This window comes from Alteromonas sp. H39, assembly GCF_047556435.1.
In the GTDB taxonomy this organism is placed as follows: Bacteria; Pseudomonadota; Gammaproteobacteria; order Enterobacterales; family Alteromonadaceae; genus Alteromonas.
Map to the genome: position 1 here is coordinate 1,838,740 of NZ_CP180210.1, position 15,592 is coordinate 1,854,331.

The 15,592-nt window shown below is 48.0% G+C and carries 14 protein-coding genes; 4 read left to right on the forward strand and 10 right to left on the reverse strand.

Annotated elements, in window-relative coordinates:
- Positions 1–58: 58 nt before the first annotated feature.
- The 10 genes from ACLBLI_RS08130 to ACLBLI_RS08175 all read right to left on the reverse strand — a co-directional run bounded on the left by ACLBLI_RS08130 (position 59) and on the right by ACLBLI_RS08175 (position 10,439).
- Positions 59–1,393: a glycosyltransferase family 4 protein gene (locus tag ACLBLI_RS08130; protein WP_414830589.1), complete on the reverse strand. Its 1,335-nt coding sequence runs from the start codon at positions 1,391–1,393 to the stop codon at positions 59–61.
- A 130-nt stretch (positions 1,394–1,523) separates the two neighbouring features.
- Positions 1,524–2,123 (reverse strand): serine O-acetyltransferase, encoded by a 600-nt coding sequence (locus ACLBLI_RS08135; RefSeq protein ID WP_414830590.1) that lies wholly within the window; start codon positions 2,121–2,123, stop codon positions 1,524–1,526.
- Positions 2,120–2,359, reverse strand: a complete 240-nt coding sequence (locus ACLBLI_RS08140) for a hypothetical protein (RefSeq protein WP_414830591.1) — start codon at positions 2,357–2,359, stop codon at positions 2,120–2,122. Before ACLBLI_RS08140 ends, ACLBLI_RS08135 begins: the two co-directional genes overlap by 4 nt.
- 26 nt (positions 2,360–2,385) lie before the next feature.
- A complete protein-coding gene (locus ACLBLI_RS08145; protein WP_414830592.1) occupies positions 2,386–3,000 on the reverse strand; it encodes a chorismate--pyruvate lyase family protein in 615 nt (204 codons plus the stop codon).
- A gap of 40 nt (positions 3,001–3,040) precedes the next feature.
- Positions 3,041–4,486 carry a class I adenylate-forming enzyme family protein gene (locus ACLBLI_RS08150; protein WP_414830593.1) on the reverse strand — a complete coding sequence of 482 codons (1,446 nt, stop codon included), beginning with the start codon at positions 4,484–4,486 and terminating at the stop codon, positions 3,041–3,043.
- 60 nt (positions 4,487–4,546) lie between these two features.
- Entirely contained in the window at positions 4,547–5,422 is an 876-nt protein-coding gene (locus ACLBLI_RS08155) for a glycosyltransferase family 2 protein (RefSeq protein WP_414830594.1), read from the reverse strand.
- 89 nt (positions 5,423–5,511) lie between these two features.
- Positions 5,512–6,537, reverse strand: a complete 1,026-nt coding sequence (locus tag ACLBLI_RS08160) for a sulfotransferase family protein (RefSeq protein WP_414830595.1) — start codon at positions 6,535–6,537, stop codon at positions 5,512–5,514.
- Between the two features lie 137 nt (positions 6,538–6,674).
- Positions 6,675–7,523, reverse strand: coding sequence for a sulfotransferase family protein (locus tag ACLBLI_RS08165; RefSeq protein WP_414830596.1), 849 nt, complete (start codon positions 7,521–7,523; stop codon positions 6,675–6,677).
- Between the two features lie 309 nt (positions 7,524–7,832).
- Positions 7,833–8,912, reverse strand: coding sequence for a hypothetical protein (locus ACLBLI_RS08170; RefSeq protein ID WP_414830597.1), 1,080 nt, complete (start codon positions 8,910–8,912; stop codon positions 7,833–7,835).
- 546 nt (positions 8,913–9,458) lie between these two features.
- Entirely contained in the window at positions 9,459–10,439 is a 981-nt protein-coding gene (locus ACLBLI_RS08175) for a beta-galactosidase (RefSeq protein ID WP_414830598.1), read from the reverse strand.
- Positions 10,440–10,886: 447 nt separating this feature from the next.
- On the opposite strand from ACLBLI_RS08175, the gene ACLBLI_RS08180 reads away from it, so the two are divergent.
- From ACLBLI_RS08180 to ihfA, 4 genes are all read left to right on the forward strand, one after another.
- Entirely contained in the window at positions 10,887–11,438 is a 552-nt protein-coding gene (locus tag ACLBLI_RS08180; protein ID WP_414830599.1) for an isochorismatase family protein, read from the forward strand.
- Between the two features lie 404 nt (positions 11,439–11,842).
- Positions 11,843–12,823, forward strand: coding sequence for a phenylalanine--tRNA ligase subunit alpha (gene pheS / locus ACLBLI_RS08185; protein ID WP_414830600.1), 981 nt, complete (start codon positions 11,843–11,845; stop codon positions 12,821–12,823).
- 13 nt (positions 12,824–12,836) lie between these two features.
- Complete coding sequence (gene pheT, locus ACLBLI_RS08190; RefSeq protein ID WP_414830601.1) at positions 12,837–15,221, forward strand: phenylalanine--tRNA ligase subunit beta; 2,385 nt, start codon at positions 12,837–12,839, stop codon at positions 15,219–15,221.
- Positions 15,222–15,224: 3 nt separating this feature from the next.
- Positions 15,225–15,521 (forward strand): integration host factor subunit alpha, encoded by a 297-nt coding sequence (ihfA, locus tag ACLBLI_RS08195; RefSeq protein ID WP_218309517.1) that lies wholly within the window; start codon positions 15,225–15,227, stop codon positions 15,519–15,521.
- The last annotated feature ends 71 nt before the right edge of the window (positions 15,522–15,592 follow it).

The following is a 15,592-nucleotide window of genomic DNA, read 5'->3' on the forward strand; positions in this document are numbered from 1 at the left end:
CAGCCTGACTGATTGCCGTTCGACAACGGAGAACTATTGTGGATGGCGACCATAAATTTTACTCATATTGTGGGAATGTCAGTACACCGTGTTTTAAGAATGAATCGGTCGTAGCGTGTTCGGCGCCTTCGACGAATTCGGGTATGTAAGATTTCTTTACCACGCCCTTCAGGCGCGACGGGTCAATCTCACCGACTTCGACCAACTGCCGGTAAATTTCAACCGTGCCACGCGCGATAGCATCCCAGTCAAAGTTGCCTGAAATAGTGTCAAAGGCGCGTTGGCCAAGTGCTTTCGCCAACGGCGGATTGTTGAGCAATAGCAACATTCCGGCGGCAAAATCATTGATGTCTTCGCCTTGCGCTACATACCCGTTGTAGCCGTGACATAACGCTTTGGCACTTCCTGCAAAGCTCACAATAGGTTTGCCGGCAGCCATATAGTTAAGCAACTTGATAGGGTAGCCCGGACAGGAGGTGCGGGGGCTGACGGTAATGGTAGCTGCATCCAGAAAGTGCGGGATCTGGGGAAAGCTGACGTTATCAACAATGATCATCGCGTTTTCCGCGCCATGTGCTTTTGCCAATGCCAGAAGCTCGGCTTTGGCCTTATCATTGTTCACATTACAGGCAATAACCAGTTTGGCTGCTGGTATCGATGTCGCCACAATGCCCATGGCTTTTACCAGCAAGTCAATTCGCTGAAAGCCTTCGATGGCACCCGTGTAGAGGATGATTGGCGTTTCTGCAGGTAACATAAGTTGATCGAGAATGATCTGTTTATTGCCACTGGCAAATAGATTCGGGTCCACACCTGGCGGAATTACGAAGACCTTTCTGGCTCTGATGCCCATATCCTCCACCAGGTAGGCTTTCAGTTCGTCTGACAACACCATTGATGCGTCCGCCATACGTGGCACTGTGTAATCTAAGCATTTGCCAAAAAAGCGGAAGAACCATTTTGGCCGTAATACGCTGTAAGTGGGAAGTTCATCAGCCATACTGTTAATGCCGTTGTAGACTAATGGCTTGCGGGTAAACAGTTTGGCAACCCAGCCAGCGATATTGGCTTCATAGTTGTGAGCGTGGATAATGTCGATATCATGCTCGCGGATCACATCAATAAGTTTACTGATCAGAAGGTAGTCGTATACGACTCGCGATTTACTGGGCCCAATCGTGATTTTTTCGTCTTTGAAGCGCGTTGACTCAACCCGGTGTATATGAAGGCCATCTACGCTTAGCCCTTTTTCGTATTGCGGGTAAGTGACTACGTGTATATCGTGCCCCTGCTTATGTAAAAACAGGGACAATTCCCGAATGGCGCCTGGTGTTCCGTGATTTGCCGGAAACGGACAGGATGCCACCATCGCAATTTTTAATTTCTTTTGCATAGTGTCGTCTCGCGCAACAGTAGTAATAAAGAGGGAGATAAGACTCACCGTTTACGTCAGGGCGAGGCTAGGGGACGTCACCGTGCACATTGGCCACCAGAGAAGTCAGTCCCTTAACCGTTATCCGCCATTACCAGTGGTCTCCCACACCATCCAATTTTTCCTGGATCCAGGTAGTTTCCTTCGATACCACTCGGGCAGGAACGCCGACAACCGTGCAGCCATCGGGCACATCATTCATTACCAGTGAGTTGGCTCCCACCACCACATTGTTGCCAATTTTCACATCACCCAGAATTTTGGCGCCAGCACCCAAAAACACGTTATTGCCTATTTTGGGAGGTCGTCCACCCTGGCCACGGAGGTGACCAATGGTGACATTTTGAAAGACAAACAGGTTGTCGCCAGCGGTGGTGGGGGGAATGAAAATTCCGGAAAAGTTATGGATAGCAAAGCCTTTACCCATTTTGAACGCAGACGGAATGTAGATTCCAAAGCCCAGCACAACGACAGACTTACCCATGATGTAGATCAACCTGAGGAGTTGTTTGATAACCGGTACGCGAACATGTCGGGTCCAGTGACCAAAGCGGTACACCACAACTGCAATCGTACCCGGTTCAAGCCAGACGCGGATGTTCTTGTTAAACGACGTATCGTTCTTTAAGAACCAGTGTTTCTTCAGATCGATATCTGATTTCACCAGTGACAGAAATTCTTTAAATGTCATTCGCATTTCATCACCCCCGAAACAAACGTATTGAGTGAGTCGATAGAGTGAAACGTGTCTGGCTCCAGATCCAGGTCGCTGATGCTGATATCAAACACGTTCTCCATTTCGGCTATCAGTGTGATCCGGTTAATGGAGTCCAGCTCAAGAGGAGAAGAGGTTTCCACATTGGAAAAGTCTTCTCCTTTGATCTGTCCCACTGTTGACTTCAGCAATTCCAAAATATTAAGTGCCATGGTAATTCCCCTTCTCGTTATTGCGGTTATTCAAATAAAGCTTTTGGAAAACGTTCGGTAATCAGAATGGCTGGTTGTCCGCCAAGGACAATGCGATACGTCCGGAATAGCACATTGAGCTTTTGCATCTTGTCGCTGCCTTCCTGATAGTGAAACGTTGGAAATTTCTCTAACCCGATTTCCAGCACTTCCCGATAAGACTCCATCCCTGAATCGCGGATCAACATGCCTATGCCGATTTCGCCGCGCAGCAGACGCTGTCTGAAAAAGGCAGGAATAATGCGCGGACGAATTATGGAAAATGCGGTGGCATAAACCTGATGGCTGGTCGCGCCCTGCAGCTTCACCTCGCGGGTGAGGACGTCTTCACCATGTGAAACCTTCAGCCAGGGAACGTCGTATTCGGCTTTACGTAATCCCTGGTCTGTCGGTACGACATTGACCGGCTCCCAGAAATAGGCTTCCAGGCTTTTGGTAACCGTGCCATCAGTTACCAGCAACGTGCGCAGAAAAGGTGGAACATCCTCCATCGGGAGTTTGCTCTCTTGTCCACGTTGTGGAATAGACCAGTCTTTTACAAATCCTTCTTTTTTAAATAAGGTTTGCTCATTTTTTGGTTTGCAGTAGTACGGTTCAATCATTGTTAACACTCCGGTTGAGCGGCTAACCTGAACAGCGAAATCAGAGGTATTTTCTAAGCACCTTGCCTAACGGGCTTTTTGGAATAGCCTGCAAGAACACGATTTGCTTAGGTACCTTGTATTCAACAAGTTTCCCTTTGATAAATTGGTATAAATCGTCGGTAGTGATCTCCATTTCAGGGAGCAATACCACGTAAGCGACGACCTGTTCTCCATAAACCTCATGAGGTTTTGCGACTACTACAGATTCTTCAATCAACGCGTGGCTGTTAAGCAGACTCTCTACTTCCAGCGGGTCAACTTTATTGCCTGCAACGTTGATTAAGAGCTTTTTCCGGCCCGTAACGCTGATGCCATGTTCATTGCGAACACCCAGATCGCCGGTACAGAACCATCCGCCAACAAAATTTTCTTTTGTGGCTTCAGGCATACCGTCGTACTGATGCGTCATCGCCGGGCTTCGTACCCAAATTTCACCTTCCTTACCGTCGGCAAGCAGATTGCCATCTTCTCCCCTGATCTCCAGTTCCACGCAGGGGATGGGTAAGCCGACAGTTAATGCGTTTTGCGGGGAGGGTGAGGTATTACAGCAAATCACGCCGGTTTCACTGCTACCATAGATTTGGCCAATGTACTTACCGGTTTTGCTGTAAAAGTCATTGAAAATTTTAGGCGACAGAGGCGCGCCCGCTGAGAAGCAATGCCTGAGTGCAGAGAGATCCGGTGGCGACTTGAAGTTCGCCAGCGCCATGATCTGATACATAAAAGGGACGGCGGGGTAAAGCGTAATGCGGTAATCTGCTAGTGCCTGTAATGTCTTGCGCCCATTAAACTCGTTGGTTAACAAAATACAGGTGGCACCGCTAAGCAGGGCCATCAGTAAACCATTGGAAAAGCCATGTGAATGATAAAGGGGTAACGTGCACAAGACGTTGTCGTTAGCCGTAGTGCCAAGCAATGCTGACATATCATCGTATTCGTCAAGCAGGGCTTGCTGGGTGCGGAAGACCCGTTTCGATTTCCCGGTAGATCCGGAAGAATACAGATACATACCTCCTTTATGGCAGGGAGATTCTGTACTGGCAGTCTGGGCGTGCGATAACGCGTTTTCGTCTAACCACGGGATAGCGTGGTTGAAAACATACTCACTGACATTGGATAACGAGCGGGGGCCGCAAACCAGTTTCACATCGGCATGTTCCAGGTAATACTGAATTTCTTCCGGTTGATAACTGTTGTTCAGTGGCAGCAATATTGCGCCTGCGGTAAACGTCGCCAATGCAAAGACGATAAAGTCGTAACCATTCGAAAACATAACCGCAACACACTGCTCAGGTTGTACACCTGCCTCGTTAAGCAGCTCACGGGCCTTTTTTACATCTGTGTGCAATGCAGTATATGAATACGGCACGTCATCAATAATGAGCGCGGTAGCAGCACCAGCTTGCTGAGCGCATTTTTCAAAGCGGTTGCCCAGAGAATCCATTTTCCTGTCCTTCTGTTACAGTTAGTGAGTCGCAGCCCCTGCCGGGCAGAGGCGTCACGGTTACTGAGACATCTTTTTATTCACTGCCAAATCCATTGCAGCGGCCTGCGGCTTACGAAGCTTGCTATACATTTCAAACAGCTCGCGAAAGGCTTTAAAAATCACTTTGATGTTAGCGCCCGTTTGTTCGCCGACTTCTCTTGAGTAGTGGTTCACCGGCACTTCTTTAATGGTCATCTGGTTCATTTTGGCTCGCGCCAGAATTTCGGTATTTATCATAGCGCCCACGGATTCCAGCTTGTATCCCTCAAATACATGCTTGTGGAAAAGTTTAAAGGCACAATCAATGTCTTTGACTTTGACTCCAAGAACCGTTTTCACCAGCATGCCCCAACCCCATGCATTCATTTTCCTGATGAAAGGGTCGGCACGTTTGGCGCGATATCCGGTAACAATGTCGTGATGATCAATCCAGTCCAGCAAAAGCTCAATTTCATCCAGATCGAACTGTAAGTCTGAGTCGGAAAAAAAGATGAGTTCGTGCTGTGCAGACTCAATGCCGGTACGAAGCGCAGCGCCGTATCCGCGGTTTTTGGCATGATGTTTCGCCACTACCTGCGGTGTCTTTTCAGCAATGGCATCGAGTCGTTCGCAGGTCTCGTCAGTACTGCCATCATCGACAACAATGATTTCTACCTGGTCAAAAAAACGTTCGAATGACTTCAGTGCTGCATCAACGGCACGCTGGACATTGTCCTGCTCGTTAAACGCCGGGAAGACAACTGATATCCCTTTATAAGGTTTGCCGGTATCTGAGAACGCTATACGTTCTTTCATTCTTGCTGAGTACTCGAAAGCGCGTGGCTCAGCGGGGATAGTGGCGGATCCTGTAACCTTATAATCCGCGTGCTTTGAGTGGTTTTTACGGTATTCCATAAAATTTCCTTAGTAACAAAGTTCGATTGATTCCTACCACTAGATGAAACCACTGTTAGTAAACACGACATCAATTGGCGTATAACGCCCTAATACTCCCTGAGTAAAACATCACACGCTAAACGGAGCTTATTTAACGAGTGTCTGAAAAAAAGGCTGTTTTGTGCGGCATTACGCAATGTAATGATGGCCTTGCGCTGCAGTTTATAACTGGTCCAGCGCGCCGAGTGATTGCCTTTACGACGAGCAGCCGCATCCTGATTGGCCAGGACATCTTCCACCGGTTGCCACAACGTTTCAGGTGAATAGCCATAGGTGGCTATGTCACGGTCTGAGATTCGACTTAGCAGCTTACGCAGAAACTGGTATTTTTCTGGTTCTGCGGCAATTTCGGTTGCCCAGCGTTCAATACTCTTGGTACTCAACCCACTGTAGTTTTTTATGCCGATCGGATCGCCCAGCCCTTGCGTGGTTTTGCTGGCACTGAGGTTCAGCATTTCAGACTCAAAATCAATTTGCAGAAACTGGCAAAGTTGCCGGGTCATGGTTTCTGGCTCGCTGACAAGCTGCTCATATTTGACATGAAACAGAGCAAGATCCGGGTCGCGGAGCAAACCTGCAATTGAGGGGATATATCTTTCGAACAACGCTTCATGCTGCTGAGTCAAGGCATAGTTGCCTTCAAAAAAGCTGTTGGCGAAAGAGGAAAATACGGCAGCCGGATGACGGCTGATAACAATGTATTTGGCGTCGGGGAAGACTTTTTTCATAAAGGGCCAAATCGTTGCGTACTCAGGCGTTTTATCCAGATAGATAATGTTCTCATCGCCACCGCTGGCACAATTATAAAGATGTTGCGCATAACAACGACAGGCCTGCCAGTAATCTCTCTCCTGCCCGGGCAGGCTGGCGATAAAGTCTTTCTGGCCAATGCCCGCGACAATATGATCGTAAGGGGCTTTCTCCACCTTTGCCCACACGCCGAGGTGTGCAAGCGGGGTTAGCAGATGTGGCTCTGGCCCACCCATAACCTGGCTGTGACTGGCGATAATACGTTCTAACATGGTGGTGCCGGATCGTGGGGCACCCACCAGAAATACAACTTGGCTGTCCATAGTATTTACTCAATCTATCGGCTAAAAACGTTTTCGACTGGCAGCACTTTCCCACTACCACGAACACGAGTTTTCGTAGTAAAAAGCAGTCTTGGTACGGCTAAAAAAGTACGTCTACGGCAAGATATAGCTGGTTTCTATGACCAGGCTTTAGGTTTCACGCCTACGAGGCGCTCGAATTCTTTGTTGTGAGTTTCAAAATATTCTATCAACTGCTCCCGGCTCTTAGCATCAATGGATGGTGGCCGCTCTTTACTGTCGTTAACGCGTCGTAATACTTTCGCGATGCCAGAATCAACCACCCACTTAACGAAACGGGTATAGCCACGGCGCGACAGCCAGCGATAGCTTTGTACCAGTACATTTTCAAGCAACAAGAAGCGGTAGTTTTTGGCTTCATTGCTTGGCACATGGTAGTCCTCAGGTAAATAATCGGCGTTTATCACACCGATATGCTGATAAATCTGGCGCATACCTGCCGGAATGTCTTTAAGGAAATCTTCAAGTACGATAACCAGGATTTGCTCTTTCGGAAACTCCGCATAGAAATTTTTCAGGTATTCGTGATACCTGCCAGGTGCGAGATTATCTTCATCTTTTATATAGTCTGAAAAGGACAGGCTTGGAGAAATGTCACCTTTTCTTATAGAGTGCAGATAATTTGAAAACGCACGCTTAACCGGGTTTCTTACAATCGCAATCAGCCTTGCCTGAGGGAAGTGCTTTTTTATTCTTGCTGGCGCTTCAGGGTGTGCCAGGTAAGTCACAGAGAACTCTCCCTTAAGCAGTCCGTCATCACTATTACCGAATTGAGACTGATACCAATCAAATTTATGCTCAGGATACAGATCGCTGAAATAGTTAAGTTCTTTCAGGTTTTTACTACTTATTTCCGGGTGTTTGACGATATTCTCATAAATCCAGGTAGAACCGCATTTTCCTGAGCCTATGCCAATAAAGTCCACCTTAAACGGTGCATTGTTCATGGCGGCTTCAACCTTCTTCCAATGAAATGATTGTTAAGTACAACTACAAAAATAGTAGCAATATGTTTGCCGTAATGTTGACTGGGAAGGGGAGTGATGGGGACTTTTTTGTTCAATAAATGAACAAGTCTTTGATTTGATATGAAATATTGTTTTAAGGAAAACTTAAAAGTCAGGAAATTGACGGTGTTGTCAATCTTTTGACCTTGGAGCGAAGGGCGGTAGATGGCGGTGTAATGATCATATGTGGTGCAAGAAAGACTATTGCACCGCTCAAAGCGGTGCAATTTTCACGCGTCGATATCATACCTATTGCTGATGCAACTGCTGGTGATATCGCCTGAAGTCACTCTGCCACGCCGGGTTGTCAATGTCCCATACATAGACCTCGAAATACTGTGCATCGAATGCCTGTATTCCGTGGTCAATTCCATCTGTTGGCCGTGCGAATCGCAGTTTTGGCACATGGTTCACATTGAATGGACGATCCCAGCTTCCCAGCATTTGAAAACCTGTCAGCAGTCCATTCCTATTCGCGAGATGCTGGGCCCAGCTCTGTTCAGGAAAGCCACGGTAATTGCTGCAATTCGGACACGGTCGGCTGGCAGCAAGGTTGTCCATCCAGAGTCCGGTTCTGTTGTAGCGCGAAATAGCAGCTTCTATATCTTCCCACAATGCTTGCCGACGATTATCGTCATGGATAGGCCATAGCGATACGAAAGTCACCTGGTTGGGAAACAGTGCTTTTGTCATGCTCATTACCGGGAGGATATTGCCTTCAATCAGGTTTTCACGTGTAAAGCCGGGTACGCTGGAGACAGTAAACGCACCCTCATCGCGTAATGCGCCGTCAGGTGTACCAGGAAAAGTTGGATGAAACAACGCAAATGCTGAGTGGTCTCTGAGGCGTACAAGCCGTCCTCCGGCTTTTGGGTCGGCAATTCTGTGGTTTGCTGCAGCAGTGAGAAAGGCGCGGTATCGCTCAAGCAAGTCAGGATCCCAGGGCACAGGTCGCAACGTGCCACCGGCAATATAGGTACTGATTTGCCTGTCCTGGACGAGGTAACGCGGTAAGTCAGGCATGATGATCCAGGAAAACTTTTTGTCGATGGCCGCAAGTCGGGTGACGATGTGGGTCAGTGGTCTGAAGTCGTAATTGCCATGCGACGGCTCCATCTCCTGCCAACTGTATCGCCAGGCAAATCCGTCGACAAATTCATAATCGCGGATATTCGCATCCCGAAACGTGCCGCGGTTGCCATCCAGTACATAAATACCTGTAAGTGATGATGTCGCTTGTTGAGCGTAAGTATGAAAAGTAATTAAGCAGAAAAAAATGACAGCCGCCAGAGACGCTGCTGCATGCTTACTGAAAAAATGATATGTCATGATATGACCCTTGGTAAAAAGTAGGTTCGCGTTTGTCGTGTTCCATTCGCATAGCGATGTCATTCAGTATCTGTGGAGCGTTATGCGAATTCGTAACGCATGTCACGTCCGGTGCAGTGGTTGTTGTTATTCCGTGCTTAAAATAACCAGTCGGCGAAGCGGCTCGCTTGGTCTGTGTTTCAACGGGGGGAGGGCCATATGCTGCTTACACAAATAAGCTGGCCTTATATCTCTTTTATTGTTTTATGGCAAAAGCCGGGCCAATGTCCCGAAATACGCAATTTTCATCACACGGTCGGTGTTGTAAAAGAAATTTAGTTTAAAAATCAATCCTGTTTTACGTGCATCACAATTTTCAGGGAGTACAGAGCGTTTTGCAGTGGCCAGCAAATGAGTACAGGATGTAGCGGTTTGGTAACAGGTTTAAACTCAAGAGGCATATCGCAGACGTGTTGAGTGTAGTCGGGCAGGGGGAAACATTGCTATATAGGCTGAAAAGAAAACACCCGCAGAAGCGGGTGTTTTTGGGAGATAGCAGCAGTTTGATTACTGATGCAGGCGTTGTTGCATGGTTTTCAGGCCTGCTTGCCAGTCTTTACGCTCGATATCCCAGATATAAACTTCAAAGTATTGAGAGTCAAACTTATCAATCGCAAACTCCATTCCGTCCATCGGCGTGCCGTTTTTCACTTTTGGTACATGGTTAACGTTGAACGGGCGGTCCCATGTGCCAAGCATTTGGAAGCCGGTCATCAGGCGATCAGACACGTTAGTCATATGTTTAGCCCAGCTCACCTGAGGATAGCCTTTGTACGGCGAACAGTATGTGCAGTCTCGTGACGCAGCCAGGTTGTCCATCCAGATACCCGTATTCCAGTACTCAGAGAATTTATCCTGAAGCGCTTCCCAGAGTGGCAGGCTGCGGTCATTGTCGTTAATTGGCCACAACGAGAAGAAAATGGCTTGTTTAGGGAACGTTTTCCGGAACAAATTAGCGACAAAGTCTACGTTGCCATCAATTAATTTACTGCGAGAGTAGCCTGGGATATCTTTAATTTTGATGCCTTCATCGCGCATACCGCCGCGAGGAGTCCCTGGAAAGGTAGGGTGCAAAATCGCGTTTACCGAATGCCATTTAAAAGGGATCATGCGGCCATCGCGTTTTGGATCCGGCATGCGGTGCATGGAAACGGCTTTTACAAATGCTTCGTAACGCGCCAGCAATTTCTCATCCCAGGGAGAGGGAATGGCTTTATTGTTATAAATATACGTGTCCATTCCGGGTTCTTTTGCAAGATAGTCAGGCAGATCCGACATGATAATCCAGGACATTTTTTTGTCGATGTCACTCAGTCGTTTAACGATGTGCTCCAGGCCACGAAAGTCGTATTTGCCTTTTTCAGGCTCCATATCGGCCCACGAGAACCGCCAGGTATAGCCGTCGACGAAGTCATAATCGCGTATATTGACATCGCGGTAAGTGCCGCGGTTACCGTCAAGGATATAAAGTCCTGTTAACGGCTTCATCCTCTCGTTTGCGGCGAGAACATCAGAAGCAGAAGTAAATGTTAATGCGAGAGCTGCAGAAGCAGTAAAAACTGCCTTTTTTAACGAAGAAGCGTGTTTGGAAAAAAAGTTACTACACAACATGGGAAAACCTCAATACTACGAAAAAAGAGTGCGCCGGGGCTGACCCCGTCAACGCGATACTGAGAATAGAGCGCAGAGATTCGGATTACAAAAGGTATTGGTTATGAGTACCTATCAATAGGTATATAAAATTAAACACCCTATATGTATCAATAGTTTACGAGTTTTATAAAGGTATAAAATGCGATACAAAATATAATATAGAGCACTTTTTGTACTGATTTTGATAATTTTTCGAATCAAAAAATCACTCTGCACCATTGAGGTGCGAGTAAAAATGCGTAATATTGAAAGGTTTTTCATAAAAAAGTACTAGGCAAGGAAATGAATTCACAAAAAACCTCATGCGGACTTATTATTGTTGATATTCAGGGCAAGCTTGCAGGCTTGGTTAAGGAAGGGGAAAATCTTCAGGCCCGCGTGCTAACACTTGTTACGTTGTGCCACGCGCAACAGCGTCCGGTTATTCTTTGTGAGCAAATGCCTGAAAAGTTGGGCGCAACCGTGCCAGCTATTGCCAATGCAGCCGGCTGCGCAACTCGGTTTCAAAAAAGCACTTTTAACGCCATGCTCTGTGCAGACTTCAAAGCTGCTGCGCTTTCTGAAAAGCAGTGGGCGGTTGCTGGGATCGAGTCGCACATTTGTGTATACCAAACCGTAATGGGATTGCTGAAAGAAGGCATTGATGTGTCGTTGATCACCGATGCCGTAGCCAGCCGGCATGCAGGTGACCGCGACGTGGCGATACAAGCCATGCAGGCCGCAGGTGCGAATCTAAAAACCACCGAAATGCAGATTTATGAATGGCTTGAACGGGCCGACGACCCTTTATATAAGCAGATGCTGCCTCTGATAAAAGCGTTACCAGCAAATTGATGTCTATGGGAGCCCAAGCCGCCCGGTATCCCCCATGCTGGCACGTGATGGTTGTTTTTATTGTTTCAGATTCCCTTTAACCCGGCCGCAAGCAGAGAGCGCGACAGGTAGGTTCTTTAAACCGAAGCGCGATTGGGGCTGCTGCAACCAGGTAACGGAACACAAACTCACACTTCCATGATGGCCCGGAATAGAGCGATATCTAATGACATGTTGCAGTGCATTTTACTAAAAGCACAATATTCTTGGCCCTGACAGTAAAAAAATCATGAAAAACTGTCATTATCAGCCTGTTAGGGTAGCCGACTGAAATGTCTGTCGTGTAAACTATCGGGCTTTATACCACAGTGGACTGCAGCCACCCGGCAGCAGTCTCTCCACGCAAGATGTCAATTGAGGATAATATGGAGCTCGATTCCATTATCAATCAGGCGAAAGGCCAGATTGACGCTGCCGAAGATGCAGCCACACTCGACCAGGTGCGCGTCGAATTCATGGGTAAGAAAGGCAAACTTACCGACATGCTGAAAAGCCTTGGCAAACTATCTGCTGAAGAGCGCCCTGCAGCGGGGCAGAAAATTAATCAGGCAAAGCAGCAGATCCAGCAGGCTATTGCCGCCAAAGGTGACGCCCTGCGTGAAGCCGAAATGAATCAGAAACTGGCAGAAGAAGCGATTGATGTCACGCTGCCAGGTCGCACCGTGTTGCCGGGTAACCTGCATCCGGTTAGCCGGACTATCGCCCGCATCGAACAATTTTTCTCAGAGCTTGGATTCGCAGTAAAAACTGGTCCGGAAGTGGAAGATGGTTTTCACAATTTTGATGCACTGAATATTCCCGCTAACCATCCAGCCCGAGCGGACCACGATACGTTCTATTTTAACCCTGATGTGATGCTGCGCACGCAGACATCAGGCGTACAAATTCGCACAATGGAGGCCGAAGCCCCGCCGCTGCGTATTATCTCACCTGGCCGCGTGTACCGTAACGATTACGATCAGACGCACACGCCAATGTTCCACCAGGTTGAAGGCCTGATGGTTGACAAAAACGTCAGCTTTACTGACTTAAAAGGTATTTTGCACGACTTTCTTCATCACTTTTTTGAAGAATCACTGGAAGTGCGTTTCCGTCCTTCTTATTTCCCCTTCACAGAGCCTTCTGCGGAAGTGGACGTGATGGGCAAAAACGGTCAGTGGCTGGAGGTGCTCGGGTGTGGCATGGTTCACCCGAACGTACTGAAAGCGGTGAATATCGATCCTGAAGAATATACTGGCTTTGCCTTTGGTATGGGTGTGGAGCGTTTAACGATGCTGCGTTACGGGGTAACCGACTTACGCGCATTCTTCGAAAACGATTTACGATTCCTCAAACAGTTCAAATAAGGCAGTAGTTAGCATGAAAATTAGTGAAAAATGGTTAAGAGAGTGGGTTAATCCATCGCTGTCCACCAATGAACTGTCTGAGCAACTGAGTATGGCAGGTCTGGAAGTGGACGGGGCAGAACCTGTCGCCGGCGATTTTACCGGTGTGCTGGTAGGAGAAGTCGTAGAGTGCGGCCAGCACCCGAATGCCGACAAACTGCGTGTGACCAAAGTCAGCGTGGGCGGCGAAGAGTTACTGGATATTGTATGTGGTGCGCCAAACTGCCGACAGGGTATCAAAGTGGCTGTCGCTGTGGTTGGCGCGGTATTACCCGGCAACTTCAAAATCAAGAAAGCCAAGTTACGCGGCGAGCCATCAATGGGGATGTTGTGTAGCTTCTCTGAGCTGGGGATCAGCGATGACCATGATGGGATTATAGAACTGCCCCAGGACGCACCAATTGGCAAAGATCTTCGTGATTACCTTAACCTGGACGATGCCAGCATCGAAATCGATTTAACACCAAACCGCGCTGACTGTCTTGGCGTGCGCGGGATTGCCCGTGAGGTTGGTGTTCTGAACAACCTTGATGTATGCGAGCCTGCAATTGAAGAGGTTGCTGCACAGTCAGATGAGAAGCGCAATGTGACGCTTTCTGCACCTGACGCTTGTCCGCGTTATTTAGGGCGGGTGGTAAACGGTGTAAACGTGAAAGCGGAATCGCCGTTATGGCTGAAAGAAAAACTGCGTCGAAGCGGCATCCGCAGCATCGACCCGATTGTCGATGTGACCAACTTTGTGTTGCTTGAACTTGGCCAGCCCATGCACGCATTCAATCTGAATGCTATTGATGGCGGCATCAATGTGCGCATGGCGGAGCAGGGCGAAGAAATTACTCTTTTGGATGAAAGCACAGTCGAGCTTAACAGCAATACGCTGGTTATCGCAGATGACAACAAAGCATTGGCCATGGCGGGTGTATTCGGCGGTTTGCATTCCGGTGTCACACAGGAAACCACAGGCATTCTGCTTGAAAGTGCCTTTTTCGCACCAGACGCGATGATGGGCCGCGCGCGCCAATATGGTTTGCATACGGATGCCTCACACCGTTACGAGCGTGGTGTGGACCCACAACTACAGCGTAAAGCGATGGAGCGCGCCACCGAGTTGGTGATAGAGATTTGTGGTGGTAAACCAGGCCCTGTCGTTGAAGCGGTGGACGAAGCCAAATTGCCTACATCTGCAACCGTGACGCTACGCAAAGAGAGATTGCATAATGTCCTGGGCATAGCGATTGATGATGCAAAAGTCACTGAAATTTTGCGCCGTCTGGGCATGGATGTAGAACAAACAGATGCAGGCTGGAAAGCCGATGCACCCAGCTATCGTTTTGATATTGCCATTGAAGAAGATTTAATTGAAGAAGTGGCGCGAGTCTATGGCTATAACAACATTCCGAATGTTGCGCCTAAGGCCACTCTTAGCATGCTACCGGCAAACGAAGCTGAACTTTCATTAAGTACTTTCAAGGCATTAATGGTGGATCGCGGTTTCACCGAAGCCATCACTTATTCCTTTATCGATCCAAAAGTGCAGGACGCATTATTCCCTGAGCAAAAATCACTGGTGTTACCACATCCGATTTCTTCAGACATGTCGGTGATGCGGGTGTCGCTGTGGCCCGGTCTGCTGGGAGCGGCAGCCTACAACCAAAAGCGTCAGCAATCCCGTATCCGGATGTTTGAAACCGGACTACGTTTTATCGCTGATGCTGAGGCGCCAAGTGGTGTATCTCAGCAACCTGTTATTGGCGGTATTCTGGCCGGACGTCGCATGGACGAACATTGGAATGGCAACGATGAACAAGTTGACTTCTTTGATGTCAAAGGCGAGGTTGAGGCATTATTGGCGTTAACGGGCAGAACCGACATAACGTTTGAAAGTGCCACACATACTGCACTGCATCCGGGAATGACGGCGAAAGTCTTACTGGGTGGAAAAGAAGTGGGCTTGTTAGGGGCTGTACACCCGCAATATACTAAATTACTTGGAGTTTCTGGTCGTCCGTTTCTGTTTGAGCTTGATCTTACGGCGATATCAGGGCGTAAACTTCCTGAAGCTGTACCTGTTTCTAAGTACCCGGCAAACCGCAGAGACATTGCGATCACGGTGAAAGATGAGGTCAGCGTAGGCAGCCTTCTTTCTTATGTAGAAAAAGTTGGCGTAAATCAACTAGTTGGCCTAAACTTGTTCGACGTGTATAAAGGTAAGGGAATTGAGCCCGGTTATAAGAGCCTGGCGATATCACTTACCCTTCAGGATCCGGAAAAAACCCTGGAAGAAGCTGAGATTCAGCATGCTGTAGATACTGTGGTTAAAAGTCTGGAAACCAAATTTGGGGCAGCGTTAAGAGAGTAAACTATGGCACTAACCAAAGCCGAGATGGCTGAACACTTATTCGAAAAACTGGGTATTAATAAAAGAGACGCAAAGGATCTGGTTGAAATGTTCTTTGAGGAAATCAAAGGCGCCCTGGAGTCCGGAGAACAAGTGAAACTGTCGGGTTTTGGTAATTTTGACCTGCGGGATAAAAATGAACGACCAGGAAGAAATCCGAAAACCGGCGAAGATATTCCTATCAAGGCGCGCCGGGTGGTGACATTCCGTCCGGGTCAAAAGTTGAAAAGCCGGGTGGAAAACTCCAAGCCCACGGATTGATTTACCTCGGTTAGTTACGCGTAAAGCGCGGACGTGCACAGCGTCCGCGCTTTCTGATTTGTTTGGCATTA

Coding starts and splice junctions, on each gene's coding strand:
- ACLBLI_RS08150 (WP_414830593.1), bottom strand. CDS start 4,486: ATGGATTCTCTGGGCAACCGCTTTGAAAAATGCGCTCAGCAAGCTGGT.
- ACLBLI_RS08155 (WP_414830594.1), bottom strand. CDS start 5,422: ATGGAATACCGTAAAAACCACTCAAAGCACGCGGATTATAAGGTTACA.
- ACLBLI_RS08145 (WP_414830592.1), bottom strand. CDS start 3,000: ATGATTGAACCGTACTACTGCAAACCAAAAAATGAGCAAACCTTATTT.
- ACLBLI_RS08140 (WP_414830591.1), bottom strand. CDS start 2,359: ATGGCACTTAATATTTTGGAATTGCTGAAGTCAACAGTGGGACAGATC.
- ACLBLI_RS08170 (WP_414830597.1), bottom strand. CDS start 8,912: ATGACATATCATTTTTTCAGTAAGCATGCAGCAGCGTCTCTGGCGGCT.
- ACLBLI_RS08160 (WP_414830595.1), bottom strand. CDS start 6,537: ATGGACAGCCAAGTTGTATTTCTGGTGGGTGCCCCACGATCCGGCACC.
- ihfA (WP_218309517.1), top strand. CDS start 15,225: ATGGCACTAACCAAAGCCGAGATGGCTGAACACTTATTCGAAAAACTG.
- ACLBLI_RS08130 (WP_414830589.1), bottom strand. CDS start 1,393: ATGCAAAAGAAATTAAAAATTGCGATGGTGGCATCCTGTCCGTTTCCG.
- pheS (WP_414830600.1), top strand. CDS start 11,843: ATGGAGCTCGATTCCATTATCAATCAGGCGAAAGGCCAGATTGACGCT.
- ACLBLI_RS08180 (WP_414830599.1), top strand. CDS start 10,887: ATGAATTCACAAAAAACCTCATGCGGACTTATTATTGTTGATATTCAG.
- ACLBLI_RS08165 (WP_414830596.1), bottom strand. CDS start 7,523: ATGAACAATGCACCGTTTAAGGTGGACTTTATTGGCATAGGCTCAGGA.
- pheT (WP_414830601.1), top strand. CDS start 12,837: ATGAAAATTAGTGAAAAATGGTTAAGAGAGTGGGTTAATCCATCGCTG.
- ACLBLI_RS08175 (WP_414830598.1), bottom strand. CDS start 10,439: ATGAAGCCGTTAACAGGACTTTATATCCTTGACGGTAACCGCGGCACT.
- ACLBLI_RS08135 (WP_414830590.1), bottom strand. CDS start 2,123: ATGACATTTAAAGAATTTCTGTCACTGGTGAAATCAGATATCGATCTG.